Source organism: Thauera aminoaromatica S2, from assembly GCF_000310185.1.
In the GTDB taxonomy this organism is placed as follows: domain Bacteria; phylum Pseudomonadota; class Gammaproteobacteria; order Burkholderiales; family Rhodocyclaceae; genus Thauera; species Thauera aminoaromatica.
On record NZ_AMXD01000010.1, the window covers coordinates 1 to 25780 of the forward strand.

At 69.1% G+C, this 25780-nt stretch carries 19 protein-coding genes; 8 read left to right on the plus strand and 11 right to left on the minus strand.

Going from position 1 to position 25780, the window contains the following annotated elements; translation table 11 throughout:
• The 4 genes from C665_RS03210 to C665_RS03225 all read right to left on the minus strand — a co-directional run.
• On the minus strand, positions 1-622 hold a 622-nt coding region (locus C665_RS03210), incomplete at its 3' end, for a YgiQ N-terminal domain-containing protein (protein ID WP_503169802.1).
• A 200-nt stretch (positions 623-822) separates the two neighbouring features.
• Complete coding sequence (locus C665_RS03215; RefSeq protein ID WP_004300014.1) at positions 823-2727, minus strand: ATP-binding protein; 1905 nt, start codon at positions 2725-2727, stop codon at positions 823-825.
• An 86-nt stretch (positions 2728-2813) separates the two neighbouring features.
• Entirely contained in the window at positions 2814-3551 is a 738-nt protein-coding gene (locus tag C665_RS03220) for a class I SAM-dependent methyltransferase (RefSeq protein ID WP_245537130.1), read from the minus strand.
• 136 nt (positions 3552-3687) lie between these two features.
• Positions 3688-8013 (minus strand): autotransporter domain-containing protein, encoded by a 4326-nt coding sequence (locus C665_RS03225; protein WP_004300019.1) that lies wholly within the window; start codon positions 8011-8013, stop codon positions 3688-3690.
• 244 nt (positions 8014-8257) lie between these two features.
• Here C665_RS03225 and istA (C665_RS03230) point away from each other — a divergent pair, with 244 nt between their 5' ends.
• The 3 genes from istA (C665_RS03230) (at position 8258) to C665_RS03240 (ending at position 11334) form a co-directional block, all read left to right on the plus strand.
• Positions 8258-9478: an IS21 family transposase gene (gene istA, locus C665_RS03230; protein WP_004299421.1), complete on the plus strand. Its 1221-nt coding sequence runs from the start codon at positions 8258-8260 to the stop codon at positions 9476-9478.
• Entirely contained in the window at positions 9478-10266 is a 789-nt protein-coding gene (gene istB / locus C665_RS03235; RefSeq protein ID WP_004299423.1) for an IS21-like element helper ATPase IstB, read from the plus strand. The genes istA (C665_RS03230) and istB (C665_RS03235) overlap by 1 nt, the downstream gene beginning before the upstream one ends.
• Positions 10267-10440: 174 nt before the next feature.
• Positions 10441-11334, plus strand: a complete 894-nt coding sequence (locus C665_RS03240; protein ID WP_040828416.1) for an alpha/beta fold hydrolase — start codon at positions 10441-10443, stop codon at positions 11332-11334.
• Here the strand turns inward: C665_RS03240 and C665_RS03245 are convergent.
• From C665_RS03245 to C665_RS03260, 4 genes are all read right to left on the minus strand, one after another.
• A complete protein-coding gene (locus C665_RS03245) occupies positions 11295-12167 on the minus strand; it encodes a hypothetical protein (RefSeq protein ID WP_004300022.1) in 873 nt (290 codons plus the stop codon). The two genes, C665_RS03240 and C665_RS03245, sit on opposite strands and share 40 nt — an antisense overlap.
• 35 nt (positions 12168-12202) lie before the next feature.
• Complete coding sequence (locus C665_RS03250) at positions 12203-12718, minus strand: invasion associated locus B family protein (RefSeq protein ID WP_004300025.1); 516 nt, start codon at positions 12716-12718, stop codon at positions 12203-12205.
• Between the two features lie 144 nt (positions 12719-12862).
• Positions 12863-14350 (minus strand): tripartite tricarboxylate transporter permease, encoded by a 1488-nt coding sequence (locus tag C665_RS03255; RefSeq protein ID WP_004300026.1) that lies wholly within the window; start codon positions 14348-14350, stop codon positions 12863-12865.
• Positions 14338-14865, minus strand: a complete 528-nt coding sequence (locus C665_RS03260; protein WP_004300027.1) for a tripartite tricarboxylate transporter TctB family protein — start codon at positions 14863-14865, stop codon at positions 14338-14340. Before C665_RS03260 ends, C665_RS03255 begins: the two co-directional genes overlap by 13 nt.
• A gap of 88 nt (positions 14866-14953) precedes the next feature.
• Between C665_RS03260 and C665_RS03265 the strand changes: the two genes are divergently transcribed.
• Positions 14954-15931 carry a tripartite tricarboxylate transporter substrate binding protein gene (locus tag C665_RS03265; RefSeq protein WP_040828418.1) on the plus strand — a complete coding sequence of 326 codons (978 nt, stop codon included), beginning with the start codon at positions 14954-14956 and terminating at the stop codon, positions 15929-15931.
• Positions 15928-16842, plus strand: coding sequence for a class I SAM-dependent methyltransferase (locus tag C665_RS03270; protein ID WP_004300030.1), 915 nt, complete (start codon positions 15928-15930; stop codon positions 16840-16842). Before C665_RS03265 ends, C665_RS03270 begins: the two co-directional genes overlap by 4 nt.
• 18 nt (positions 16843-16860) lie before the next feature.
• On the opposite strand, the gene C665_RS03275 is transcribed toward C665_RS03270, so the two are convergent.
• Entirely contained in the window at positions 16861-18645 is a 1785-nt protein-coding gene (locus tag C665_RS03275) for an acetate--CoA ligase family protein (protein WP_004300032.1), read from the minus strand.
• Between the two features lie 45 nt (positions 18646-18690).
• The gene (locus C665_RS19825; protein WP_157277008.1) at positions 18691-20622 is read right to left on the minus strand and encodes an acetate--CoA ligase family protein; all 1932 of its coding nucleotides are present in this window, start codon (positions 20620-20622) and stop codon (positions 18691-18693) included.
• Between the two features lie 170 nt (positions 20623-20792).
• Between C665_RS19825 and istA (C665_RS03290) the strand changes: the two genes are divergently transcribed.
• Positions 20793-22289, plus strand: a complete 1497-nt coding sequence (gene istA / locus C665_RS03290; protein ID WP_040828304.1) for an IS21 family transposase — start codon at positions 20793-20795, stop codon at positions 22287-22289.
• The gene (gene istB / locus C665_RS03295) at positions 22286-23083 is read left to right on the plus strand and encodes an IS21-like element helper ATPase IstB (RefSeq protein WP_004298999.1); all 798 of its coding nucleotides are present in this window, start codon (positions 22286-22288) and stop codon (positions 23081-23083) included. Before istA (C665_RS03290) ends, istB (C665_RS03295) begins: the two co-directional genes overlap by 4 nt.
• On the opposite strand, the gene C665_RS20575 is transcribed toward istB (C665_RS03295), so the two are convergent.
• Positions 23066-24493 (minus strand): class I adenylate-forming enzyme family protein, encoded by a 1428-nt coding sequence (locus tag C665_RS20575; RefSeq protein ID WP_004300038.1) that lies wholly within the window; start codon positions 24491-24493, stop codon positions 23066-23068. The genes istB (C665_RS03295) and C665_RS20575 overlap by 18 nt on opposite strands.
• A 180-nt stretch (positions 24494-24673) precedes the next feature.
• Here C665_RS20575 and C665_RS03305 point away from each other — a divergent pair, with 180 nt between their 5' ends.
• Complete coding sequence (locus C665_RS03305) at positions 24674-25744, plus strand: hypothetical protein (RefSeq protein WP_004300041.1); 1071 nt, start codon at positions 24674-24676, stop codon at positions 25742-25744.
• Positions 25745-25780: the final 36 nt, after the last annotated feature.

Below are 25780 nucleotides of genomic sequence, written 5' to 3' on the forward strand. Positions count from 1 at the left end.
CGTGCCATTCGTCCGCCGGCCGCCAGCCCGGCTTGACCATGAACGCGGTGCCGCGCAGGTCGCGGATCGATTCGATCGGCTCGCCCGCGGCCAGCCGATGCGTCAGCGCCACCAGCGCACGCTCGGCGTTGCCGAACAGCAGGATGTCGGCCTTGGAGTCGGGCAGCACCGAGCGCCGCACCTTGTCCGACCAGTAGTCGTAGTGCGCGATGCGGCGCAGCGAGGCCTCGATGCTGCCGATCACGATCGGCGTGCCGGGGTACGCCTCGCGCGCGCGCTGGGCATACACGGTCACCGCGCGGTCCGGGCGCTTGCCGGCCTCGGCGCCGGGCGTGTAGGCGTCGTCGGAGCGGATCTTGCGGTCCGAGGTGTAGCGATTGACCAGCGAGTCCATGTTGCCGGCGGTGATGCCGAAATACAGCCGCGGCCGCCCCAGCGCGCGGAAAGGCTCGGCCGAGTGCCAGTCGGGCTGGCTGAGGATGCCGACGCGGAAACCGTGCGCCTCGAGCAGCCGTCCGACCAAGGCCATGCCGAAGCTCGGGTGGTCGATGTAGGCGTCGCCGGTGACGAGGATGACGTCGCATTCGTCCCAGCCCAGCGCGTCCATCTCGGCGCGCGACATGGGCAGGAAGGGGGCGGCGCGGCAGCCGAGAACGGCGCCGGCAAAGAGGCTGGTCGCGACCGGGTCGGCAACGGCCCGGGCGGTTTCGGAGTCGGGATGTGAAGGCATGATGGGCGCCATTGTATCGGGCAGGAGGGTCGACGACGTCTCCTTCGACTCCGATCGCGCGCCCGCATTCCCCGCGCCGAGATCCCCTGGCTTCACGCCGGGAACTGCTCCAGCGCAACGCTCAGCTCCGCGCGCCCGATCTCCTCGAACGCGCCCGCCCCCTTGCCGCCTTGCGCCGGCCCGACACCGCTGTAGCCCGACCCGGCGACGACGAGGACACGGTTGGAGCACGCCGGCACCAAGGATGCGAGCAACTCGTCGAGCAGGGCCTCGCTTCCGCGCCCGGGCGTGCCGGCCCCCGGTCCGCACGCGACGCGCGGCGACACCGCGGTGCCGGCGAGGACGAGCCAGTGGAAGCGATCCATTGGGAGTCCCGTCTGCAGGATCTCGTCGTCGTGGATGGCGAGCACGAGGGCATCCACACGCGGGTGGGTGAGCAACATCTGCCCCGAGGCGAACATGCCACCTCCCCGCACGAGCCATTCATCGTCGATCCCGGCTCCGCGCCGGTCGCACCAGCCCACTGCCCAACCCCGCTGGCGCAGTTGCATCACGAGGACCTCGCTCAACGGCGGCGATCCCGCGTCGCCCAGCACGACTACGATCGGGATGCGTCCATCGCCACCGAGCCGCCTGCGCAGGATTTCACCGTAAAGATGTGGCGCCGTGGTCGCACCGAGCTGGGGTTGCGCATTGATCTCGCAGATCGCCGCCCCGGTCTCGAGCCAGGAGCGCGCGATGTCCGGCATCAGCACATCCACCCCGGCGAGGTCGAGCCTCAAGGCCTCCACCGCACGCACCGCCAGCGCGGCATTGTCGGGATGCACCCGCTCGTTCACCGCCACCGGCCTACCACCGCCGTTCACGTTGGCGATGCGGCGCAGCCGGACCTCCCGGCCGCGCGCAGGAACTGCGTCGGCGGCGAGTGTCTGCGCGGCAAGGAGGCGCCTTGCCTCGTCATCGAGGCTCAGCCTTTTCAGTGCGGCGTGAGGGCCTTCCCCGCGGCGCGGATCCCGATTCTCGCGCGCGACGAGTTCCTCGACGGTGGAGACGCCGTCACCGGTCACCCCGGCGGGAATCCGTTCGATGGCCCACAGCAATCTCCCATCGAGCACCGTCAGCCGGTAGTCCCTTCCGAAGACGTGCTTCTCGATCAGCACCCGAGGGGAGACCGCGCTCGCACCGGCATAGGCGGCGCGAACCTCTTCCTCGGTCTCGAGACCGGTCGACACGCCCACGCCACCATCCCGGTCCACCGGCTTGACGACCACGGGGAAGCCGAGCCGCCGTGCGACACGCACGGCTTCGTCCGCGTCGAACACCGCCTGATGGACGGGCACCGGCAGGCCCGCCTGCCGCAGCCGTGCAGCGGCGGCAAGCTTGTCGCGTGCCAGGGCGACGGCAAGACCTGGCGTCTGCAGGGTCAAGGTACTTTCCAGCCACTGGGCACGCCTGCCGTGGCCGTATTGAAAGCCTTCGAAGGCGAGCGCCATCACCGGTATGCCGAGCTCGTGCGCGGCACGCAGGAAGCGTGGCGTGTTGCCGCCGCGCGGGGCCTGCCGCCCCAGCGACGCCAGGCCCGGGCGCAGGCGTTCCTCCATGCGCTCCAGCCGCATCGGGTCTGCGACCTCGAACGCGCCTTCGAAGAGCTCCAGCACCAGCGACCATGCCTGCCGGGTCGCATCCGCGCGTCCGGGCATCACGGGGAGCAACAGCGTGGTCCGCGCCGCCGGCCCCGTCTCCCGTCTCGGGAGCTGCAACACCTCCGCGGCTTCGAATACCGCCAGCCCTGCGCGCTGCAGCAGCGCGACCGCGCACGCACCCAGCAACGCCGCCCACACGCGCCAGGCCGCCGGTGTGGGCGGCTCGGTGCGCCACGGCAGATCCTCCCCCAGAGCCTTGCGCCAGGCCTGTCCGACGACCTGCCAGACAGGTCCCGGGTCGGCGCTATCCAGCGCCCCCATCGCATCGGCATCCGCCAGCACGCTGACCAGCATGCAGGGCTGGCGCCTGCCGCGAACATGACCGGGGACCAGGCGGCAAGGCCCGCTCCCAAACAGGCGGCCCTGCCGCTCCTGCCCGGTCATGTCCGCCGCGCCGAGATGGTCATCAAGGACCAGTGCATGGCTGCACCACCGTTGGCGAGCGTGCTCACCCCGAGCTGGTCCTCGATCGCAGCCTGCGTATCGGCCGGGGTGGATGAACGCAGATCGAAGAGTTCGTGACAGAACATCGCCATTGCGGTTCGATCCGGAAAGACCCAATGAAAATCGCGGATCGCGGCGTTCTCCACGGTCCAGCCCGCCTCGGCCAGTTCGCGGAGCGTGCGCTCGTCGAGGAAGATCCCCTCGTGCCCCGTGCTGTTGTGTCCTCCGACGTAGCCGTCGAGAAAGCGCGCCACGGCCGAGGCCGCCGCGACATCCGACACCACGAGCCGCCCCCCGGGCCGGACGACCCGATGCAGCTCGGAGAACAGCGGTCGCTTGTCGTCGAGGTGATGCACCCCCGCGAGGCTGATCGCCCGATCCACGGTCGCACGAGCCCAGGGCAAGGGCAGCAGCTGCGTGGGCTGCCCCGCCACGGCACCATGGTTCGTGAAGCTCGCGCAGGGTTCGTGACCCAGACAGGTGCAGCCGGACGGCAGATACGCCTGAAGATAGCCCCCGCCCGCCGGCACGTCGGCCACCACCATGCCCGGCGCCGGGGCTGCGGCCTCGATCGCCTGCTCGAACTCCTGCCTGCGGGCCTCCGGGTAACGCCTCATCGCGCGGTCGTAGGCCGAGCCGCGCTGGTCGAAAAGTTCCTGGTAGGTCTTGCTCAAGATTTCGCCATCATCACTTGCAGCGGCGCCCCGTGTGCGGCGCATGGGATCCGTCACCCGCACGGCCCGCCGCCGATCGAAAAAAAAGCCACGGGCGTTGAACCCGTGGCTCGAGCTTAGGACAGCGCTTGTCGAATCAGAAGGCCTTGCGCGCCCTCAGCCACGCGGTGTGGTTGAGGAAGTCGCTGCGGCCCTCGACCTCGTAGCGGGCCGAGAACTCCCAGGACTCGATCGGCGTATTGACCAGCCCCAGGCCCGCGCGCACCAGCCACGGGCTCGGATCGACACCGCGGGTCACGAAGGAAGCCCCCGGCGCGCCGGCGAGCGTGGAGGTGATCGAGGACTGCTCGTTCTCGAAGTCGTAACCCACCCCCGCATGACCGACGAAGGTCAGCGTGTCCGACAGCTCGTGCGTGATCTTGCCGTCGAGCGACAGGATCAGCTCGCTGACGGTGTTCTTGCCCACGCTGAGGTCGAGCGCGCCCGCGCCCTGCTCCTGATAGGCGTCATCCTTGATCCGGGCGTAGTCGAGGCGGACCGACGGCGTGAGCGTGGTCTTCTCGCTCATCGGGTAGGTACGCGCGATCCCGACCCCAGCCACGATGCTGCTGCTGTCGTAGCTGGAGGCGGCCACGCCGCCCGTCGTATGGCGCGTGCCGTCGGTGCTGTGACGACCGAAGCCGATCATGCCGTTGATGTCGGTGCGTTCATCCAGCGTGTGGCTGCCGTACAGCCCGAGCTGGTAGGTGTCGACATCGGCGGACTGCTTGGCCGCGCCGGTGCTGTCGACGTCGGTCTCGGAATATGCGAACAGCACGCCGACCCGGTTGGTATCGGTCACGATCGCATCCACACCGACTGCGAGGCCGGCGGTGTCCGCATCGTAGCCGGAAGCGCCGCTGCGCGCGTCCTGCTCCGCCCAGCTGCCGAAGCCCTTCAGCCACATGCGCTTGTCGCCGAGGAAGCCGTCGCCGGACGAACGCCCGAGGTTGCTGTCGACCCGCGCCTGCACCACGCGATTCGCCCCGTGCAGCGCACCGAGCGTCGCCGTGGTGACGCCACCGCTGGCGAGCGGAAGCAGCGTGGCGACCTTGTCCGCGACCTCGCGGGCATTGCCCGAACCGGCCACATCGAAGAGGAAGTCACCCAAGGCTCCCGGCTGCGAGTCGGCCGATCCGAGCAGGCCGTCGAGCACACCGGCGACTCCCGTGGCCGAACTCAAGCCGGCCGTATTCACCGCGTTGGAGATCGTGGTGAGGCCGGTGCCCACGACGGAGAGATCGAGGTCGTTGGGCGATGCGTCCGAAGTCGCCATGAAATTCAGCGGCAGGACGTTGTCCGTCACCTTCACCGCACCCCGAGTGATGCCACCCTCGGCATACACCACGTCCTGCAGCACATCCCCGTTGGCGAGCGTGCTGGCCGGGTCGACCATGACGCGGACGCCGGTGCCATCGGCGAGTTGGGCCGTGCCACCGACATGCAGCGTGCCATAGCCGTTATCGACGACGGCATCCGCCTCGCCGCGGATCGGCACGACGTCGATCTTCAGCACGCCCGTCGCGCTCTGGGTGAAGTTGCCACCCACGTGGCTCCCGCCACGTTCCAGGGGCGATGCGGCCATCGCCACCATTTCGACTTCTTCCTCGGCGGGCGCCTCGGACTGATCGCTCAGCAGCCCACCGCTGTCGCGGATGTCGAGCATTCCCGCGTTGTTCATGGCGACCTCGCCACCGAGGAACAAGCGGCCCGACATCAAGCCACCCTGAAGGTTATTGACCGTTCCGGTGCCACCCGAGGCGATGACGGAAAACACCCCCGCCGACTCGATGCCGCCACGACCTTCTGCGGTGATGGTTCCGGAGTTGTTCAAGGTGCCGTAGAAGCCATCCTCCGGGACGTCCTCGCCGACCATCACGGCCAGAGTCGGCTCGCTCATGATCTCGTCGGCGCCGATCACGACGCCTGCGACGCCACTCATGCCCGTAGCGGCAGCCTCGGCAACTGCGCTGATCGTGCCACGGTTGTCGAGCACGCCGTCGGCGCCGATGCCATGGACGACCAATACACCAACCGCACCTGCACCTGCGGTCTCCTCGACGTTCTCGCCGTTGGCGGTGACCGTCGCGGAAGCGGATGCATGAATGGTGCCCGTGTTCGTGAAGCGACCGTCGAAGCCATCCACCACGACGCCGTATGCGGACGCCCCGTCGTAGGATCGAGCCTCGGCCTCCTCGCCCGTGGCGACGGCCGAGAGGGTGGCTTCTGCCTGGATGGTTCCGGAGTTGGTGAAGTTGCCGGTGTAGACGCCCGGACCCGAAACCCAGATCTCGACGCCAGCCGCCTCGGCGCCTCCGGCATATGCGCTGGCGCTCGCGCCGCCATTCGCCAGGGCCGTGACCGTCGCGCGCGAAACGATGCTGCCGCCGTTTTCGAAGTCCCCGCCGGCACCGCCGAAGCTGACACCCGAGGTCCATGCTTCACTGGCCATCGCTGCCGCAGCATCACCGGTTGCCGAGGCAGACACGATGGCGCTGGCCGACACCGACCCGGTGTTCGAGACCTTGCCATCGACCACAGCGCTCCCGATACCTGCGGCGTCGGCGCCGTACGCCCCTGCGTAGGCCTCATCCTCGGCCTCGGCGACGGCTTCCGAGCGCGCCTCGGCGACAACCGTACCGCTGTTCTCGATACGCCCTTGCGAGGACACCAGCCCGGTACCCACACCGATGGCATACGTGCCACCTGCGCGCACCGCGACGCTCGTCGAAGGCGCCGGCTCATCTTCCATCGCGAGCAGGCTGTACCCCGCCTCGTAATCACGGCCTTGCGCGAGAGCCGTGGCTGTCACCGTGCCCGCGTTGCGCAAGGTGCCCGAGACCTTGCCGTAAGAGTCTTCGCCGTCGTAATCCTCACCCGTGCCGAAACCGACCCCCACCGCGTTCGCGTAACCATCCTGCGTGATCGAAGTGGCATCGATCGTGCCGTCGTTGCCGATCGTGCCGGTCAGATCGCCGTAGCGGATCGATACGCCACGCGAACGTGCGTTCGACGCCTCGGCGCGCGCCGAGATTTCACCGTTGTTCTGCAGCGTCCCGGAGACGTTGTAGCCGACGCCGACCCCGTAGGCGCCGGCGTAGCCATCCTTGCTCACGGCTTCGGCAGCGATCTCGCCGTCGTTCTGGATCGTGCCGATCAGGTCGCCGGAATAGGTCGAAACACCGTAGGCGTGTGCATAGCCCTCCTCGGCCTCGCTGCGGGCGCCGATGCTGCCGCTGTTGGCGAGCTTGCCGACCAGATCGCCGGTGACGACGCCATAGGCCTTCGTGTAGGTCGAAGAGCCGCCTTCGCCCGCGGTCCGGACGGATTCCGCGCGGATCGTCCCGGCATTGTCGATCGTCCCGCTCATCGATCCGTAGGCTCGCACACCGTAGGCATTCGCGTAGCCGTACTGGTCGCCGCCGCTGACCTCGGTCCGGGCCAGGATCTCGCCCGAGTTGAGCAACTCTCCGGTCAGATCATCGCCGACATGCACGCCGACGGCCCACATGTAATCCGAGTAGGAGGAATCCTCGCCTTCCGACGAGCGCTCGACCGATGCACTGATCCTGCCGGTGTTCTCGAGCGAGCCGGTGAGATCCTCTCCGATCGAGACCCCGTAGGCTCGAGCGTAGTCATAGTCGTAGTAGTCGCTCCCGGCGCCATCAAGGCTCTCGACGTGGGCTTCGATGACACCGCTGTTGCCGAGCACCCCGTTGAGCGATCCACGGATGCGGACGCTCTCGGCATCGGTGTAGGAATAGGAGGAACTTTCGGTACTACCCGTCCGGGACTCGGTCCGGACCTTACCCGAGTTGGCCAGCGTCCCATCCACGTCGCCATCGATCGAGACGCCGTACGCCCCAGCGTATCGGTCGTTCTCCGTGGACACCTCGACCATGCCGTCGTTCGCAAGCGTCCCGCCGAGATCCCCCCTGACCAGCACGCCGTAAGCGTAGGCGTAATCGCTCCCCTGGCCGGTGGCGGAGACGGAGACCGTACCGGTCGACGCATTGACGACGCCACCGGAGACCCGCCCCTCGAACAGCACGCCATGGGCGTAGGCGTAATAACCCTCGGCATCGGCCGCGAGCGCGCCCTGGTTCGCGAAGTTACGTGAATAAGGCGCTGCCATCACCTCGATCGCCACCACGTCCGAACCCGTGACCGCGACGCTCCCGCCGGCCGCGACGGTCACATCGACGTTCTCATAGCATTGCGTGGAAGTCTGCGCGTCGGTGAGCGGATTTTGCCCCTCACAGGACTGCGCTGCGGCGAGGCCGGGCCCCATGAAAAGCGCTGCGATCGCGGTGGCCAGCGCCTTCCTGACCGACGAGGGCTTGCCCTTCGTCGAAGCATTCTCTCCAGCGACGATGTACGCGTTGCGCGCGTCGCTCCAGACGATACGATGACTCTTGTTCATGACGTCAAGCCTCCCTTAGAGAAGTCACGAGAAACACGTCCATCGACCCAGCCAGAGGGTCTCCGGATCAATCGTATGGCGCCAGTCTTCACGCTTGTTTCTCGCCCCCATTGTCAGGCGACACCGTAAATTGACCCCCTAGCGACACGAGGAACTGACCCCCTCGTTCGCGAGGAGGCCATCATTGGAAACGAAGCACATCGAGGTGAATCCTGTACGCCGTCTGGTTTGCGGAGTGCAGGAGATGTTGGAGCCGGAGGCGGTCACGACGATCGTTCGGTTGGGGCAATCGGGCTGGGGTGCGAAGCGGATTGCGAAGGCGCTGGGCATCGCGCGCAACACGGTGCGGCGGTATCTGAACGCGGGCGGGCCGGTGGCGTACCGGCAGCCGCAGCGTGCCAGCGTGCTGGGCGGTCACGACGCATGGCTGCGGGAGCGTTTCCTGCAGCACCGGGGCAACTGCGACGTGGTGCGTCAGCAGTTGAGCAAGGAATTGGGGATCGAGACGAGCCTGCGCACGGTCGAGCGCGCGTGTCGAGGGTTCCGCCAGGAACTGGAGGCGAGTCGCCGTGCGACGATCCGCTTCGAGACCGGACCGGGCGAACAGATGCAGATCGACTTCGGCCAGACACGTGTGCTGATCGGCGGCGAGTCGGTGCGAGTGTTCCTGTTCGTGGCGACGCTGGGCTATTCGCGCCGGGGATTTGCGTGCGCGTTCCGGCACGAGCGCCAGAGTGCGTGGTTCGCTGGGATCGAGGCGGCGTTTGTCCACTTCGGCGGACGGCCGCAGACGCTGCTCATCGACAACGCCAAGGCGCTGGTCGACAAACACGACACGCAGACGCGCCAGGTCCGACTCAACAGCCGCTTCGAGGCGTTCTGCCGGCACTGGGATATCCGTGCCAAGGCGTGCGCGCCGTTTCGCGCGCGCACCAAGGGCAAGACCGAGAACGGCGTGGGCTACGTGAAGAAGAACGCCATCGCCGGCCATGCTTTCGAGAGCTGGACGGCGATGGAGGCGCACCTGGCGCGCTGGCAGCGCGAGGTGGCCGATGTGCGCATCCACGGTACGACCGGTGTCACGCCCGCTGAGCGCTTCGACTTGGAGCGTGAACACCTGCGTCCGGTTGCCGGGATCGCCCCCTTCCTGCAGGTGCGCGAGCTCGTGCGCCGAGTCAATGCGGAGGGCTGCATCGAGCTCGACACCAACGCCTACAGCGTGCCGTGGCGGCTGATTGGCGAGACGGTGACGGTCGTGGTCAGCGCCGACACCGTGGTGGTCGAGTACGCCGGCGAGGAAGTCGCCCGCCATGCGGAGCTCGCCGGCAGTCGCGGTCGCAGCATCGAGCGCAGCCACCTGCTGGGTGGGTCGCTGCCGCCGGCCCAGATCGAGGCGCCGCCGCCCACCGATGCGCTGCTGCGTCCGCTGGCCGAGTACGAAGCGCTCGTCGGAGGAGGCTGGTGATGATCGATGCCGACCGACTCGACGAACTGCTCACCCGGCTGCGGCTCACGGCGATCCGCGACCAGCTCGACAGCCTGCTCGACGAAGCCAGCCGGGCGCAGATGACACTGCGCGAAGCGCTGCTCTTCCTGGCCGAGCGCGAGGTCGCCCGGCGCGACACCCGACGCATCCAGATGGGCATGAAGCTCGCCCGTTTCCCGTGCGTGCGCACGCTCGAAGGCTTCGACTTCGACGCGCAGCCCTCGATCGATCCAGGGCAGATCCGGGATCTGTCCTCCGGTCGCTGGATCGGGCACGGTCAGGCCCTGCTGCTGCTCGGTCCGCCGGGCGTAGGCAAGACGCACCTGGCGGTCGCCCTCGGGCGCGAAGCGGTGGATCGCGGCTACACGGTGCTCTTCACCTCGGCAGCGGCGCTGATGGCCGGGCTCACGAAGGCGCACGCCGACGGACGGCTCGAGGAGAAGCTGCTGCAGCTCTCCAAGCCCAAGCTGCTGATCATCGATGAGCTGGGCTACCTGCCGCTCGAGCCGGCCGCTGCGCACCTGTTCTTCCAGCTGGTGTCGCGACGCTACGAGCGGGCCAGCATGCTGATCACCAGCAACCGGCCCGTTGGCGAGTGGGGGCAGGTGTTCGGCGACGCGGTGGCCGCTACCGCCATCCTCGATCGGCTGCTGCATCACAGCCAGGTCATCACAATTAGGGGCGACAGCTACCGGCTGCGCGACAAGCGCCGCAGCGGCCTTCTGCAGAAGGCCGCTGCCCCCACCCCGATCACGTCGGAGAGTTGATTAACCCAGGGGGTCAATTCCAGATGTCGTCAGGGGGTTAAATCTTCGTGTCGCTTGACACCCCCATCGCGAGCTTCAAGTCTTCTTCGGCACCAAGGTGTAGAAACGATCTCTTATCCAGAAACATACTGCAACAAGATCCGATTGCATACCCTGCATGGGCACAAACCTCACATGCAACGCATGAACGCAACACTCGCGAATCCTCTCCTTCCTCCGCCCGTGCGCATCGCACTCGCGCTCATGGCAGCCGGCGCCATGAGCGCGTGCGCGCCGTCCGGGCTCGAAGCGCGCCGGACCGAAGCGCGGAGCCTCGCCGCGCATGCAGGCTGGGAGCGTGTCGCGATCGACAGCGGACGCTTCGTGCTGATCGCTCACCGCCCCCATCCCGTGCAGCGCGTGGACACGCTCAGTGTCTATATCGAGGGTGACGGGCTGGCCTGGCTGAGTCGCTCGGAGCCATCGCGCGACCCCACGCCGCTCGATCCGGTTGCCCTGGGCCTCGCGTTGCGTCAACCCTCGGGGGCCGCGGTACATCTGGCCCGACCCTGCCAATTCACCCTCGACCCCGAGCGCCGCAACTGCAGCAAGCAATACTGGACCTCCCATCGCTTTGCCGGCGAGGTCGTGGATTCGATGAGCCGCGCGATCGATCGCCTCAAGGCGGATCAGGGTGCGCAAGGGCTGGAACTGGTGGGGTATTCGGGCGGGGGGGCGATCGCGACGCTGCTCGCCGCGCGCCGCGGCGATGTCGAACGTCTGATAACCGTCGCCGGCAACCTCGACCCTGCGGCCTGGACACGCCTGCACCGGATCACCCCGCTCGAAGGATCGCTGGATCCGGTCGATGTGGCGCCCGCGCTCTCGAAGCTGGAGCAGATCCATCTCGCGGGGGCGAAGGATCGCGAACTGCCCGCTGAGCTCGCCGAAGGATGGCTGCGCCGCTTGCGCACCCCCAGCGCGGCCCGCCTGCAAGTGGTTCCCGACTTCGACCATCACTGCTGCTGGGTCGAGGCCTGGCCGACGCTCTACCCGGATCCGGCACCCCGCCCCGACCCGGCGCGCTGAGCCTCGTTTGGTCGCGTGCGCACCGACTCGTCGGCGGCGAGCGCTCGACGGCCCTCGACGGCCAGGAACCGGAGTTCCCCGAGCAGGGTCTCGAGCATCGCCACCGCCGCCGGGTAGTCCCCCGCAGCCGCGCAAGAGAAGAGCTGCGCGATCCGCTGCTCGTAGTGCGCCGGACGCTGCGGCAGGCGGGCGATGACCAGGCTGCCCCCCTTCACCAGAACCGGATACACCCCATTCACCGCAAAGACGAGGAGGTTGGCGAAGAAGACGAAGCCCGAGCACAGCCCGACGAGGTATTGAAGATCCAGCCGACGGGAGATCTTCGCCGCATGTGTGACGGTGATTTCGGCCTGCTGGAGGAAGGTATCGACGAGCGCGGCCCTGAGCGCGACCGGGAAAGGCGTGGCGGCGGCGCGCAGGCGCTCCAGGTGTCCGTCGGGGTCGCTGCACACGATCAGATGGACGACATGGCTGATCAGCCCGGTGCTCAAGTCGCCATGCGGAAAGAGCTGCCGGATCGACCAGGTGAATGCGCCCTCCCGCGCCTGCCCGATCTCGCGCTCGATGGCCAGGAGATCCTTCTGGAAGATCTCGAATCGATGCGTACCCAGCCTCCCCGACACGAATCCCGCAGGATCCCTGAGCTCGCAAACCCCGGCGCACGCGCGAAGCGCGTCGAGGATCTCCCGCGCATCGACCCGTTCGCCGCCACGCCGGAACAGCACCAGATCGAAATCCGAAGCCTCGGAAGCGATCCGCAGCCCGCGCGAGCCGCCGATGCCAACCCCGACGACCCGATCGAGCCCCCCCAGCGCGCGGATCAGCTCATCCATGCCCGAGGCCTCCGCCGGTCCCTGTCATGCCCGGCTCAATCCAGCCCGCTCGCCCGCAAGCCGCTGGTGATGCCCTTTAGCGAGCCGGCCACCTTCACCTGCTGCCTGCCGGCGTTGCCGTAGAACTCGAGGTTGAGCACGCGGCCGGCCTTCAGTGCCTCGATCATGCCCGCGTCGAGCGGCACCGTGGCGATGCAGCCCTGCGCGACACAGGTCAGCGGTGTCATGGCGAAGCCGTTCTTGCCATCGACGTCGCCCCGGATGCCGTTGGGCAGGTGAATGCCGAGCGGCACGACCACACTCATGCCGACCCCGCCGCCCTGGGGCGGACGGCTGATGTTGAAGCGCACCGAGCGCTTGTCCCCCTCGCCGAAGGAATGCACCTGCACCAGCGCACAGGCCTTGCTCGCACCGGAAAGCGCCTGGCATTCGTAGACCCAGTCGCCGAAACGCTCCCCCTGCGCGACCTGCGCGCGCAACATGGAGGGGGCGAGCAAGAGCGACAGGGACAGCAGCAGCGGAATCGCGCGCGGGGCTCGGGCCTTGAGCATTGGACAGCTCCTCTGGTCGGGGTGAAAGCGTGCTTTCATTCTTACCGAAGCTCGCGGCCACTGTACAGCACATCCGGCAGCCCGGCCGCCAGCGCCAGGCCACGTGCGACGCGCTTCCCGGCGGCCGGCAGCGGGCACGTCGCCCTACGCGGCCCTTGCGCTGCGCATCGACCGGCAGACGGCGACGGCGAGCAGCACGAAGACCGCGCCGAGCGCCGCGAGGGCGATCGGGCTGGAGACGAAGATCGCAAAGTCGCCCTGCGAAATTGCCAGCGCGCGGCGGAAGTTGTCCTCGACCAGCGGCCCGAGGACGAAGCCGATGAGCACGGGTGCCAGATGCACCCCCGATCGCCTCATCCCGTAGGCCACCAGGCCGATGGCGAGGGCCGCCCAGACGTCGAAGGCACTGCCGCGCACACCGAAGGTCGCCACCGCGATCAGCACGAGGACGAGTGGATAGAGTCGCTGGGGCGGCAGCCGCAGGATGCGAACCCAGACCCCCACCAGCGGAACGTTGAGCACGAGCAGCAGCAGGTTGCCGATCACGAAGCTCGCCATCAGCCCCCAGAAGAGCTCCGGATTCTCGACCGCCAGCAGCGGGCTGGGCACCACCCCATGGGCCGACATCGCGCCGAGCATGAGAGCCATGGTTGCGCTGCCGGGGATGCCCAGCGCCAGCGTGGGCACGAAAGCCGTCTGCGCCGCCGCGTTGTTGGCCGCCTCGGGGGCCGCCAGCCCGGCGATCGCGCCGCGGCCGAAGCACTCCGGGCGAGCAGAAAGACGACGCTCGAGCGCATACGCGGCGATCGACGCCAGGGTGGGTCCGGTGCCCGGCAAGGCACCAAACAATCCGCCCAGCACGCCCCCGCGCAGCACCGGCCCTGCTGCACGGCGCCACGCCTTCCAGCGCGGGAGCGCGCTGCGCTCGCCAATCCCGCCACGCACCACAGGCAAGGCGCCGAACATCGACAGCATCACCTCCGAAACGCCGAAGAGCCCCATGGCGAGCACCACCAGCGGAATGCCGTCGCGCAGTTCCGTCAGCCCGAGGGTGAAACGGGCCACGCCGGTCTGGGCGTCGGTACCGACCATCGCGAGGCCGACCCCGGCGAGCATCGCCACCATGCCCGCGGCCAGACGCCCGCGGCCCACGGCGGCCGTGCAGACCAGTCCGAAGATCATGATCGCGAAGTATTCGGCCGGCCCGAGCATGAACGCGAGCCCGGCGAGCGGGGCGGCCATGGCGAGCATCATGCCGATGCCCACGACCGCGCCGCCGAAGGACGCTCCCGCACTCAGGATCAGCGCCTCGCGGGCACGCCCCGCGCGCGCCATCGGGTGACCGTCGAGACATGAAACCGCGGAAGCGGGCGTTCCCGGCACGTTGAGCAGGATCGCCGCGATCGCCCCGCCGTACTCGGAGCCGTAATAGACCCCCGCCAACAGCACCAGCGCCGCGGTCGGCGACAAGGCATGCGTGAATGGCAACAGCATTGCGACCGCGGCCAGCGAGCTGACCCCGGGCAACACGCCGACCAGGGTTCCGAGCGCCACCCCGATCAGGCAGAACCAGAGATTGCCCGGCGACAGCGCGACCTCGAACCCCGCCATCAGGCCGCTCAAGGCATCCACGACACCCCCGCAAAAGGATTCCTGAAACTCGCCGCGGGGAGCTCCAGCCCGACGCCGAACATCGCTGCCACCAGGCCCGCCAGCACTACGGCCTGCAGGAGCTTCCCACGCCGCTCCCAGCGCGCATCCCCAGCGCTCGCAAGCAGCGCAGCCGCGAAGGCGGCCGGCACATAACCCAGCACGGGCGCGAGCGAGGCGAAACCCGCCAGTCCGGCGACCGCCGCCCACACGCCGCGCAGACCCGCGTCGTCCCTCTCGCGCGGGGTGGAGGAATCGTCCGCCGACATGGACCATGGCCGCAAGCACGCCAGGGCTGCGGCGATGAGCAGCGCCGCCCCCGCGAGCACGGGGAACGCCCCGGGCCCGAGGCGTCGCAAGGAGCCCAGGCCCAGCGCGGCGCCCCCGAGCACGAGCCACGCACCGAGGCCCGAGAGCGCAAGCAGCACCAGCGGCCACAGGCGCGCTTGACGATCCGGCCCCTGCCCCCGCACGCGGCGGTCCTGCGTCGGAGTCATGGCCGGCACGCCCCCGACGGTGGCGCGGGGGGCCGCATGGCTCTAGAGTTCGACTCTGCGGTCATCCACTTCCTCCCGAGCGTGATTCATGAACCGACGACATTTCATCGGCGCCCTCGCCGGCCTCGCGGCAGCGCGCGCCCGAGCCGGAGAAGGAAACGGCGTCCGGATGATACCGGAGCGGCCGACCCTCCTCGTCGCGGTCGCCGCCGGTGGCGGCCCCGATTCGGTCGCGCGTGCGATCGCTGGGCATCTCGCCGACCGGCACGGCATCCATGCACGCATCGTCAACCTCCCGGACGCCAACGGCGAGCGGGCCCTGGCGGATTTTCTCACCCTGCCGGCAGACGGCAGCACCTGGCTGATCGCGGCCGACAGCCTGATCGTGGTGAATCCCCGGCTCTACCCGCGCGAGTCCGCCGACCCGCTGCACGGTCTTGCACCGGTCGCCCAGGTCGGCAGCAATTTCTTCTTTCTCGCGGTCGGGGCCGAGGATCCGATCCGGAGCATGGCCGAGCTCGTGCTCGAGGCGCGGGCGGCGGAGCGCCCACTGAACTACGCGAGCGGCGGCATCGGCAGCATGCACCATCTCCTCATGGCCGACCTGGCGGCACGCCTCGGACTGCGGCTGAACCACGTTCCCTACAAGGGCGGCGGATCCGCCGCGACCGGTCTCGCGCGCGGCGACGTGCGAGTCGCGTTCGCCGGCGCCTCCGCCCTCCCGCTCGTGCGGGCGGGCAAGCTGCGGCTGCTCGCAGTCGCGGCGCCGCAACGCTCGCCGCGTTTTCCGGATCTGCCCAGCCTCGCCGAGGTGGCGCCGGGTTTCGACGGCACGCTCTGGTTCGGCTGGTACGGCCATGCGGGCACGCCGGCACCGATCCGGGACGCGATGCGGGGACTGCTGCAGGAGGCAATGGCCAGTCCGCAAACGAGCGCCGCACTCGACCGCCAGCACGGCGGGATTTCCCCCAGCTTCACTTCCGGGCCGGCCTTCGACGCGCTGATCGAGCGCGAACGGGAGCGCTACGCCCGGCTGATTTCCCTCCTTCCGGAACAGACGCGATGAGCCATGCACAGGCCCCCCGCCCGCTCGCGCCCGCAGGCACCGGTCCGCTCGCCGAACCTGTGCTCGAATCGGCTCCCTTTGCCCTCGAGATCTCGCGCTTCGCCTGTCGCTGCGGCGCGCAAGGGGATTCCTGCCAGCCCTACCACGGCTTCTGGCAGTACCTTCGCCTGCTCGGGCTGGGAAAGACGATGAGCGGCTTCAGCGCCGAATTCGTCGCCGCGATCCGGCAGGCCGCCCAGACCCATCTCGGCCCCTCGTTTCGCATCCTGATCAGCGGCTGCGCCGACTATTCCGCCTACGCCCATGTGCTTGCCGGCTGCGCCGGGCTGTCGGCGCAACCGCGCGTGACCGCGCTCGACCTCTGCGCGACCCCGCTGATCCTGAGTCGCTGGTATGCACGCCGGCACGGCGGCGACCTCGCTGCGGTCTGCTCGGACATCCTGGACCATCGCCACCCGGGAGGCTACGAGCTGATCCTCACCAGCAGCTTCCTGGGCTACTTTCCCCCCGCCCGGCGCGCGGAGCTGTTCTCGCGCTACGCGGCGCTGCTCGCGCCGGGCGGTCGCCTGATCTTCACCACCCGGCTGCGTCCCGGCGCGGAAGACCAGCTCGTACCCTTCGGGCCGGACCAGAAGGAAGCGCTCGTGCGCACCGTCGTCGACTCGCTGACGGAGCTTTCCGGCCGCGGGCTGGACCGGAGGGAAGCCGCGCAGCTCGCCGCCGCTTACGCCGACCTTTGCGCCTCGTATCCGGTCAATGGCGACGCGAGCCTGCGCCGGCTCGCCGAAGCCGCGGGCCTGCTCTGGCTGGACTGCGACCGGCGGCGCTCCGAAGCAGCCCGGCCCGGGGTGACCGGGCCGACAGTCGGCGCAGCGGAATACCTCTTCGTTACTCTGGGACGTCCCGCCTGAGCACGCGGGCAAGGCCCCTCACCGGCGCAGGTGCGGCTCGATCATGGGCCGGATCGCAGCGAGTGCGCCGCGTTCGGCCGCGCTCATCGCCGTCTCGTCGGCGACCCGAAGGCTGTCGAGCACGTCGCTCGGGAGACCCAGCCGCAGGATGTCGGGCGCCGACATCAGGCACGCCGCGGAGCCGACATCGGCCCGGCACAACAGGGCCTGCGCCGCCGCCAGCGCGTCCTCGAACGGCATGCTTACCCGAGCTCCGCGCAGGACGAGGCCATGACGCGACGACACGCCATCGACCTCGCCGTGCTGCAGCAGCCGCGCCGAAAGGCCCGCGTGCCAGTCCTCGCGGTCCGGACAGACGACGAGGTGGACCGGGATGCGTCCGTCGCCTCCGACGAGCTCGCGCACCACCGCATCGAGCACGCCCGCGTGGGAATTGCCCCCCATCTGCGGTTGGCCGTTGACCTCGCAGATCGCCCCGCCCGCCTCCAGCCAGGATCTGGAGACATCCTCGATGATCAGATCCACGCCGGCCAGATCCAGCCGCAACGCCATCGCGGCGTCCACCGCGAGCTGCAGATTCGCCGGATGGACGTCGCCGAGCGCACAGGGGCGGTTTTCCCCACCGGCATTGATGTTGTCGCGCCGCCGCAAGCGAATGTACTCGCCGGCTGCGGGCACCGATGCGGGCCCCATGCCTCGGCGCGCCAGCAGATCGAGCGCCTCCGCGTCCAGGCTCAGCAGGGGAGCCCCCGCGCGCTGCGCGCGCCGCCTGTGGATCTCGTCCTCCAGGCGCCGCTCCACGAGAGTGGCCACAGCGGACACGCCATCGCCCACCACGCCCCCCGCCACCCTGCGCATCACGCGGACCACCCTGCCCTGGAAGACGGTCAGGCGGTGCGTGTAGCCCTCGACATGGCGCTCGACGAGGATCGTCCGCGACAGGGCGCTGGCCGCGTCATACGCGATGCGGACCATCGCATCGTCGGACAGCCCGGCCTGCACCCCCGCCCCCTGCTCCTGGTCCGCAGGCTTGACCACTACGGGGTAGCCCAGCGCACGGGCGGCCTCGACCGCGCCTTCCGGCGAGCGCACGACCACCTGCTGCGGCACCGGGAGGCCCGCGGCACGGAGAACTTCTGCGGTATGCACCTTGTTGCGGGCGATCCCGAGGCCGATGCCGGACGTCCGGTCGGTGATCGTGCTCCTCATCCAGCGCGCCTTCCGCCCCTGACCGAGCACCAGTACATCATGCAGGAGGCGCCCCACAGGGATCCCGGCGCGGTAAGCGGCAAGTGCGATGTTGATCGGGTTGATGCCGGGGATCGCATGCGCGCCGAGCATGCGATCCAGCTCTTCCAGCGACTCCTGCGAGCTGCGCCCGTCCTTGCTCCCGGCCTGCCCGCCGGTCGCGCGTCGATTCACCTCGGCCACCACCCAACGCAACGCACGCTCGGTCGCCGCAGGCTGGTCCGACGGCAGCGCCACCCTGAAGACGCGCACATCCGCCACGGTCCGGATCAGGGTACGATGGCTTCTCCACGACACCGGGATTCCCGCTCGTCGCTGCAACGCGCCGATGCAGCGAAGGATGCAGTCGATCAGGGACTCGACGCCCGAGGCGCCCGCCGCCCGCTCCCCGCCTGTCGACGCTTCGTCGGCGAACGCCGCCAGCATCTCCTCGACGATGCCGGCACGCCCCTCGTCCGTCAACACGAGTTCTCCGGCGAGTGCGCCCTGTTGCAAACCGAAGGCGGCTCCGCGCAGCCATGTGAAGCGGGTGCCCACCCGAACCAATTCGACCATGATCTCCCCTTGCCGTCCGATGGAATCCTCACCCGCCCCGGCGGTTCAAGACGCAGTCCCGCTGGCGTCCCAGGCGCGGCACAGGGCGATCAGCCCGGCCACCTCCGCATCCGCGGCCTGCCGCGCTGGCGAACCGGCCGTCCGGATGTCGCCGTCGATCACGACGACGCGGTCGACCCGATCCAGCGGGATCCCCGTCCGCAGCAGCTCGAGCGTCTGCACGACAAGGACCAGCGCGCCCACCTCGGCGCGCAGCGTCAAGGCACGCACCCTTGCATGCAGCCCATCGACCGCCAGGCCGAAGGGTTGGCCGTCGCCGCCCAGGGTACGCACGTCACTGCTCAGGACCGCGGCCATGCCGGCCTGGAGCAAGGTCCGCCAGCGCGCTGCAGCCGCCTCCCAGGCGGCCGCCCCGCCCACGAATACCTCGACGGGAATCCGCCCACGCCCATCGACCAGGCGGAACAGGTATTCCTCGACGTAGCGCCGCGATATTTCGCCACCGCCCAGCAGGGGGGCGAAATTCACCTCGTTGAGGATGGCGCCGTTGGCATGCCATGGCGCGGTGATGTCGGGGCTGATCATGTCCACCCCGGCAACCTCCAGGCCGAAGAGGCGTGCGGCGGCAATCGCGGCACGCACGTTCTCGGGATGCAGCGCATGGGTGACTTCCTCATCCACGCCTCCCGAGGCCGTGGTCTCGATACGACGCAAGGCGACGAACCGGCCGGCACCCGGCACGTCCTCCGGCCCCAGGCCCTGGCGCGCGAGCATCTCGAGCGCGCTGTCGTCCAGCGCGCAAAGCGGCGCGCGCTTCCACGGTGGCAAACCCATCCGACGCGCGCACTCGGCATCGACCAGGCCCCCGATCGAAGTCCTGCCATTCCCGTACACGCCGGCCGGGAGCCGCCTCACGGCATACAGCAGACGTCCCGCAGCAACGAAGATCCGATGGCAGACCCCCGGCGCCTGTCGCTCCACCAGAACCCGCTTGCCCGGCGAGCATTCACGAGCCGTCGTGTAAGCCCGCGCCACTCCCTCGTCATCGCCCACATCCACGCTCACCCCTTCGCCGCGATCCCGATCGACGGGCTTGACGACCACCGGATAACCCAGGCTGCGGGCTGCCGCGCGCGCTTCTTCCGCCGTCATGACGAGCCGGTTCACCGGCGCCGGCAGTCCGGCCGCACGCAACAGTTCGGACGCCATCCATTTGTCGTGCGTCCAGCGCATGCCGAAGACCGAGTCGCCATCGGTCGTGCTGCGCTCGATACGCCTCGCCCTGCTGCCCCAGCCGAGCTGATACACGCCCCTTCCAAGGGGCCGGAAGGGAATATCCAGCCGATAGGCTGCGCGCAAGACCTCGAGGGTCGACTTTCCCGCGGGCATCCGCTTTCCATGGGGCTGCAGAAGCTCGTCTCCGATGGCCACGAAGACACGCTCGCGGTCCTGCGGGCTGCCCGGATCCGCGCCCTGTGCAAGCTGTGCGATGCGGAATGCGATCCCGACCACCTCCATGCACGCCGTAGCGGAGACGAACTCGGGTCCCGCACACAGGAACGCCGCCCGCCACCGCCGCCGATGTTCGTCGACCGGAGCGCAGTCGATGAGCTCGAAGGCGTCGAACACCGGCACGCGGACCAACTGCAGGAACAGCCGCGCCAGACGCAGCACCTGCTGCAGCCAGTACCGGGCCGTGTCTGCGTCTTCGCACCCCTCGGACGGCCTCGTCCCGAGCGGGGCGTCCTCGCCCAGCAAGGCCATCCAGGCGCCCAGACGGTTTGTGGCGGGCGCGATCGGCGGTGCGAACTCGATCTCGAAGCGGGTCTGCAACTGACGCGGTCTCGACCAGTGGCGGCGCGCCCCTTGCGCCCGACCGCCCTCGTGCGCCCAATCGTGGCGCTCCAGAACCGCCTCGACCGCTTCGCGCTGCACCTTGCCTTGTTCGCTCCGCGGGATGCGGTCGACCCAGATCACGTCGTGCAGGGCATGGCGCCCCAAGGCTGCGCGGACATGGGCGACGTGGCCGGCGACAATTAACCTGACCGGTCGACGACAACTATCCTGGCCGGTTGGATCTGCAGCCGGGAAGGTCCGGAAGCGAGGGATAGAGTGCTCTTCTGACGACAGGCGTTGGGAGGCGCTCGGTGCCCGGCAAGAAGATCACGGACCAACAAGTGCGCAAATACAAGGAAGCAAGAAGGCAGGCGACGCAGCAGATCGCGGCGGCCCGGATGGGCATCAGCGTGCGCTCAGCACGGCGCATCGAGCAGGCTGACGGGTTGCCGTCGCAGCGCGGACCGAGGACATGGCGGACGCGCGCCGATCCGTTGGCGGACGTCTGGGAGCAGGAGCTGGTGCCCTTGCTCGAGCGCGAACCCGGGCTGCAGGGCCGAACCCTGCTCGAGGAGTTGCAGCGCCGTCACGGTGAGGTGTTCGGCGATGGGGTGCTGCGCACCCTGCAGCGGCGGATCCGCATGTGGCGCGCCGAGCACGGACACGAGAAGGAGGTGTTCTTCTCGCAAGCCAATCCGCCGGGCCGTTTGGCGCTGTCGGACTTCACCGTGTGTGACGAACTCAGGATCACGGTGGGCGGCGAACACTTCGCGCATCGCCTATACCAGTTCGCGCTGGCGTACTCGGGCTGGCGCCATGCTGAACTCGTGTGCGGCGGCGAGAGCTTCGCCGCCCTGGCGCAGGGTCTGCAGAATGCCCTGTGGGCCCTGGGTGGGGTGCCCGAAGAACACCGTACCGACAGCCTGTCGGCCGCCTTCAACAACCTGGCCGAAGCGGAAACGCTCACGCGCCGCTACGAAGATCTGTGCCGGCACTATGGCCTGCGTCCGAGCCGGAACAATCTGGGCCAGTCGCACGAGAACGGCGCCATTGAATCGCGCCAAGGCAGCCTCAAGGGCGCGCTCGAGCAGGCGCTGCTGCTGCGTGGGCACCGCGAGTTCGCCACCACAGCCGACTATCAGCGGTTCGTCGCAGAGGTCGTCACACGCCTGAACCGGCGCATCCAGACGCGGCTGGCCGAAGAGCGCAGCCAGCTCGCTGAGCTCCCCATGCGCCGGACCAGCGAGTACGAGGAGATCGAGGCGCGCGTGACCAAGTTCAGCACCGTCAGCATCCGCCGCGTGCTCTACAGCGTGCCCTCGCGCCTGATCGGCCATCGGCTCCAGTTTCGCCTCTACCCCGAGCGCCTCGAGGGCTGGCTGGGCGGGGTGTGCGTGTTCGAGAGCGCGCGCGGAGCGGTGCCGGCAGGCAAGCGGCGCGGCAAGCAGCTCGACTACCGGCACTTGCTGCCCGCGCTCAAGCGCAAACCCGGCGCCTTTGCCCGTTGGGCGCTGCGCGACGACATGTTCCCCCGCGCCGAGTACCGGCAGACCTGGGAGCGCTTGGTCGAGACCTTGCCCGAGCGCCAGGCCTGCAAGCTCATGGTGGGGCTGCTTGATCTGGCCGCACGCGGCGCGTGCGAGGTCCAACTCGCGCAGATCCTCGGGGGTTTGCTGCAGGCGGGCACCTTGCCCGATCTCGAAGGACTCGAGGCGCGCTTTGCGCCGCGCCAGACGCCCATGCCGGCGGTCACTGTGTCGTTGCCCGCGCTGTCGGTCTACGACACGCTGTACGAGGTGGCGGCATGAGCGTCATCGAGACGGCGACGCTGCCCATGATGCTCACCGAGCTGCGGCTGCCCACCATCAAGCGGCTGTGGTCGGCGCTGGCCGAGCAGTCGAACCGCGAAGGCTGGCCGGCCGAGCGGTTTCTGGCCGCCCTGTGCGAGCACGAGATGCACGAGCGCGAGACGCGCCGCATCGACCGCCATCGAGCCGAGTCCGCCTTGCCGCCGGACAAGCGCCTGTCGGCCTTCGACTTCACGGCCGTGCCGACGGTCTCCAAGGCGCACGTCACCGCGCTGGCCGAGGGCGACAGCTGGCTCGAACAAGGCGCGAACATCCTGCTCTTCGGACCACCGGGTGTTGGCAAGACGCACCTGATCGCCAGTATCGGCCACGCCCTCATCGAACGTGGCTACCGCGTGCTCTTCACCCGCACGAGCGATCTGGTGCAGCGCCTGCAGGCCGCCCGGCGCGATCTGCGCTTGCCGGCCGAGCTGGCCAAACTCGACCGCTTCGACCTGCTGATCTGCGACGACTTCAGCTACGTCCGCCGCGACCAGGGCGAGACCTCGGTGCTCTTCGAGCTCATCGCCGAGCGCTACGAGCGCAGAAGCCTGGCCATCACTGCGAATCAGCCGTTCTCGGAGTGGGGCCACGTCTTTGCCGAACCGGCCATGACGCTGGCCACCGTCGACCGGCTCGTGCATCACGCCACGCTCTTCGAGATGAACGTGGAAAGCTTCCGCCGCCGCGTTGCTCAGAAGGGGCTCGCCCCTTCTGAGCAACGCACCCTCAACACCTCAAAGCCGAAAGGCTGAACCCCTCATGCCTCGCTTCCACCGGCCAGGATAATTGACGTCGACCGGCCAAGGTAATTGACGCTGGGCAGCGACGAGTTCATGCGCGCTCGGATGCGTTCCAGCTTCGGGAACCACCAGCGCGACCGGGACATCCTGCAGCACGCGATGCCGCAGGGGCGTGGCCAGCGCATCGGCCACGCCCGGATGCCGCCGCAGGCACTGCTCGATCTCGGCTGGATGGAGATTCACGCCACCGACGATCATCATGTCGTCCATGCGCCCTCTGTGCACCAGCTGCCCGTCGGTCGTCAGATGGCCGATGTCCCCGGGATAGAACCAGCCCTCCGCGAAGGCCTTGCGGTTCGCCTCCTCGTCACCGAGATAACCGTCGATGACCATCGGCGAGGCGATCCGCACCCGTCCGTCCACCCCTGCCGGGACCGGCTGCCCGCGCTCATCGACCACCTCGATGCGGATGCCGGGAAAAGGACGCCCCACGCCGCCGCTCGTCCGGTGAACCTCGTCCAGTCGAGTCAGGGTCGCGGTGTGGCTCTCGTTCGTCCCGTAGAAGACATGGATGCGGGGGGTCAAGCGTCGCCGGATCTCGTCGCGCAGCGCCATCGACACCGTCGAGCCCCCCACCATCAGCGCCTGCAGCCGGGCGAACGCGCCGGTCGCCTCCGCCGGAAGCCGACGCAGGAGGGTCTCGATGTGGCAGACCATGGCGTGGATCACCGTCACCTCGCCCTCGGCGACTTCACGGCGAAGGTCCACGCGGCCGGGGGTGTCCAGGAAGATTCCCGCCCCGATCGCCATCGCCTCCAGGCAGCGCTGCTTCGCGGAATAGAAATGCATGCTCACCATGGAGCACAAGACGTCCTGCGCGCCATAGGGCAGCCAGCTCGGCCCCAGCCTCGAGCGCAGGCATTGCTGCCGGTGCGTGACCGGCATGATCTTGGGTCGCCCCGTGGAACCAGAGCCCGTCACATAGATCCACGGCCGATCCGCCACCTCGCGCGCCGGCTCGGGCGTCATCGACGGCGGGCTTCTCTCGAGCATGGACCAGGCGAGGACCGGGAGCCCGCCGAGGTCCGCTCCAGTTCGACGACCGTCGTCGGCGAGCGCCCGACCAGCCCGCGTGAGCGCCAACAGTCGCCCACGCAACGCATCGGGCAGGGTGCGCGGGACACTCACCACCGTCGCCCCCCGATGAGCGACCGCCAAGGACGCCACCAGATGATCGAGGGGGTCGTCCAGACATAGCGCGAGCACGTCCCCTCGCGCCACTCCGGCGTTCGCCAGGCCCGCGGCCACCGAGCACACCCTCCGCCCCAAGGCCCCATAGCCGAGCACTTCATCGCCATGGCGCACGGCGAGGGCCTCCGGGCGACTCGAAGCCTGCTGCAGAAGCAGATCGACAACATTCATGTCCTGCGCGAATCCTTGAGCGGGAAAACAAGGCTGCGTGCGGCTCAGCCCGAGCGCCCGATCATATGCGCATTCCACCGGGTGGAGTGCCGCGACCGCCACCGCAGGCGACCCGTCGCGGCGGAGAGCCCGCAGCGCCACGCATGGTAGACTCGCGCCGCCTTCAGACACCCGACCTCGATGCAGATCCAGCTCCTGATCCCCGGCCTGCTATGGCCTGTCGCAACCTTGCTCGGGCCGGCCTCCGGACTCGCGCTCGAGGGTCTCGCGACCCTGCTCGGCCGCGGCCGCCGGGAGCTGACCGCCTTCGAGCCTTACGATCGCCAGCTCGCGCGCCTGTTCGGCGTGCACGGCGACACCCTGCCGATGGCGACCCTGCGCCGCCTGGGCGAGGCCGATGCGCCGGCGCCCGAGCCCGGCAGGCACTGGCTGTGCGCGGATCCGGTGAACCTGTCGTTCGCCCGCGAACACCTGCTGCTGCAGGCTTTTCCGGACGAAGAGCTGGACGCGGCGGAGAGCGCCGAGCTGGTCGCCGAGCTCAACGCGATCTTCGCCGACCTCGGCCGCTTCGAAGCCTGCACGCCCACGCGCTGGTACCTGCGCCTGCACCGCCCGACCGCGGTCACGCTCTACCCGCTCGACGACGTGACCGGGCGCCCGGTCAAGCACTTCCTGCCCGAAGGCGAAGATGCCCGGTTGTGGCAGCGCACCATGAACGAAGCGCAGATCGTGCTGCACAACCATGCGCGCAGCCGCGCCCGCGAGGAGGCCGGCCGCCGCGCGGTCAACAGCGTCTGGCTGTGGGGCGCGGGCGCGCTCGATGCGCCGCCGCGGGCGCCCGCCCGCCAGGTCCAGGCGAGCGATCCGGTCAGCATCGGCCTCGCGCGCGCTGCCGGGGTGGCGTTCGGTGCGCCGGATCCCGCTGCAGCGCTTGCGCAGGACACGCTGGTCGTCCTCGACGAGCTGCGCAAGCCCGCACAGCAGCTCGACCTCGACACCTGGCGGCGCGGCCTCGAGGCGATGGAGCGCGACTGGTTCGGCCCGCTCGCCGAGGCCTTCCGCGCCGGTCGCATCGACACCCTGCGTCTGACCGCCCCCGGCGATCGCGGCACGCTGCAACTCGAGCTGCGCGCCGGCGAACGCTGGAAGTTCTGGCGCAAGCCCTACGCCTTCGACGCGCTGCTGAAGTCCATCGCCCCCGCGCCGATGCAGATGCCCGACGCCCCGCGCCCCGCCCATGGCGCCCCATAGGCGCAGCCGATGATCGCGACTTGCGTCGCTCCTACG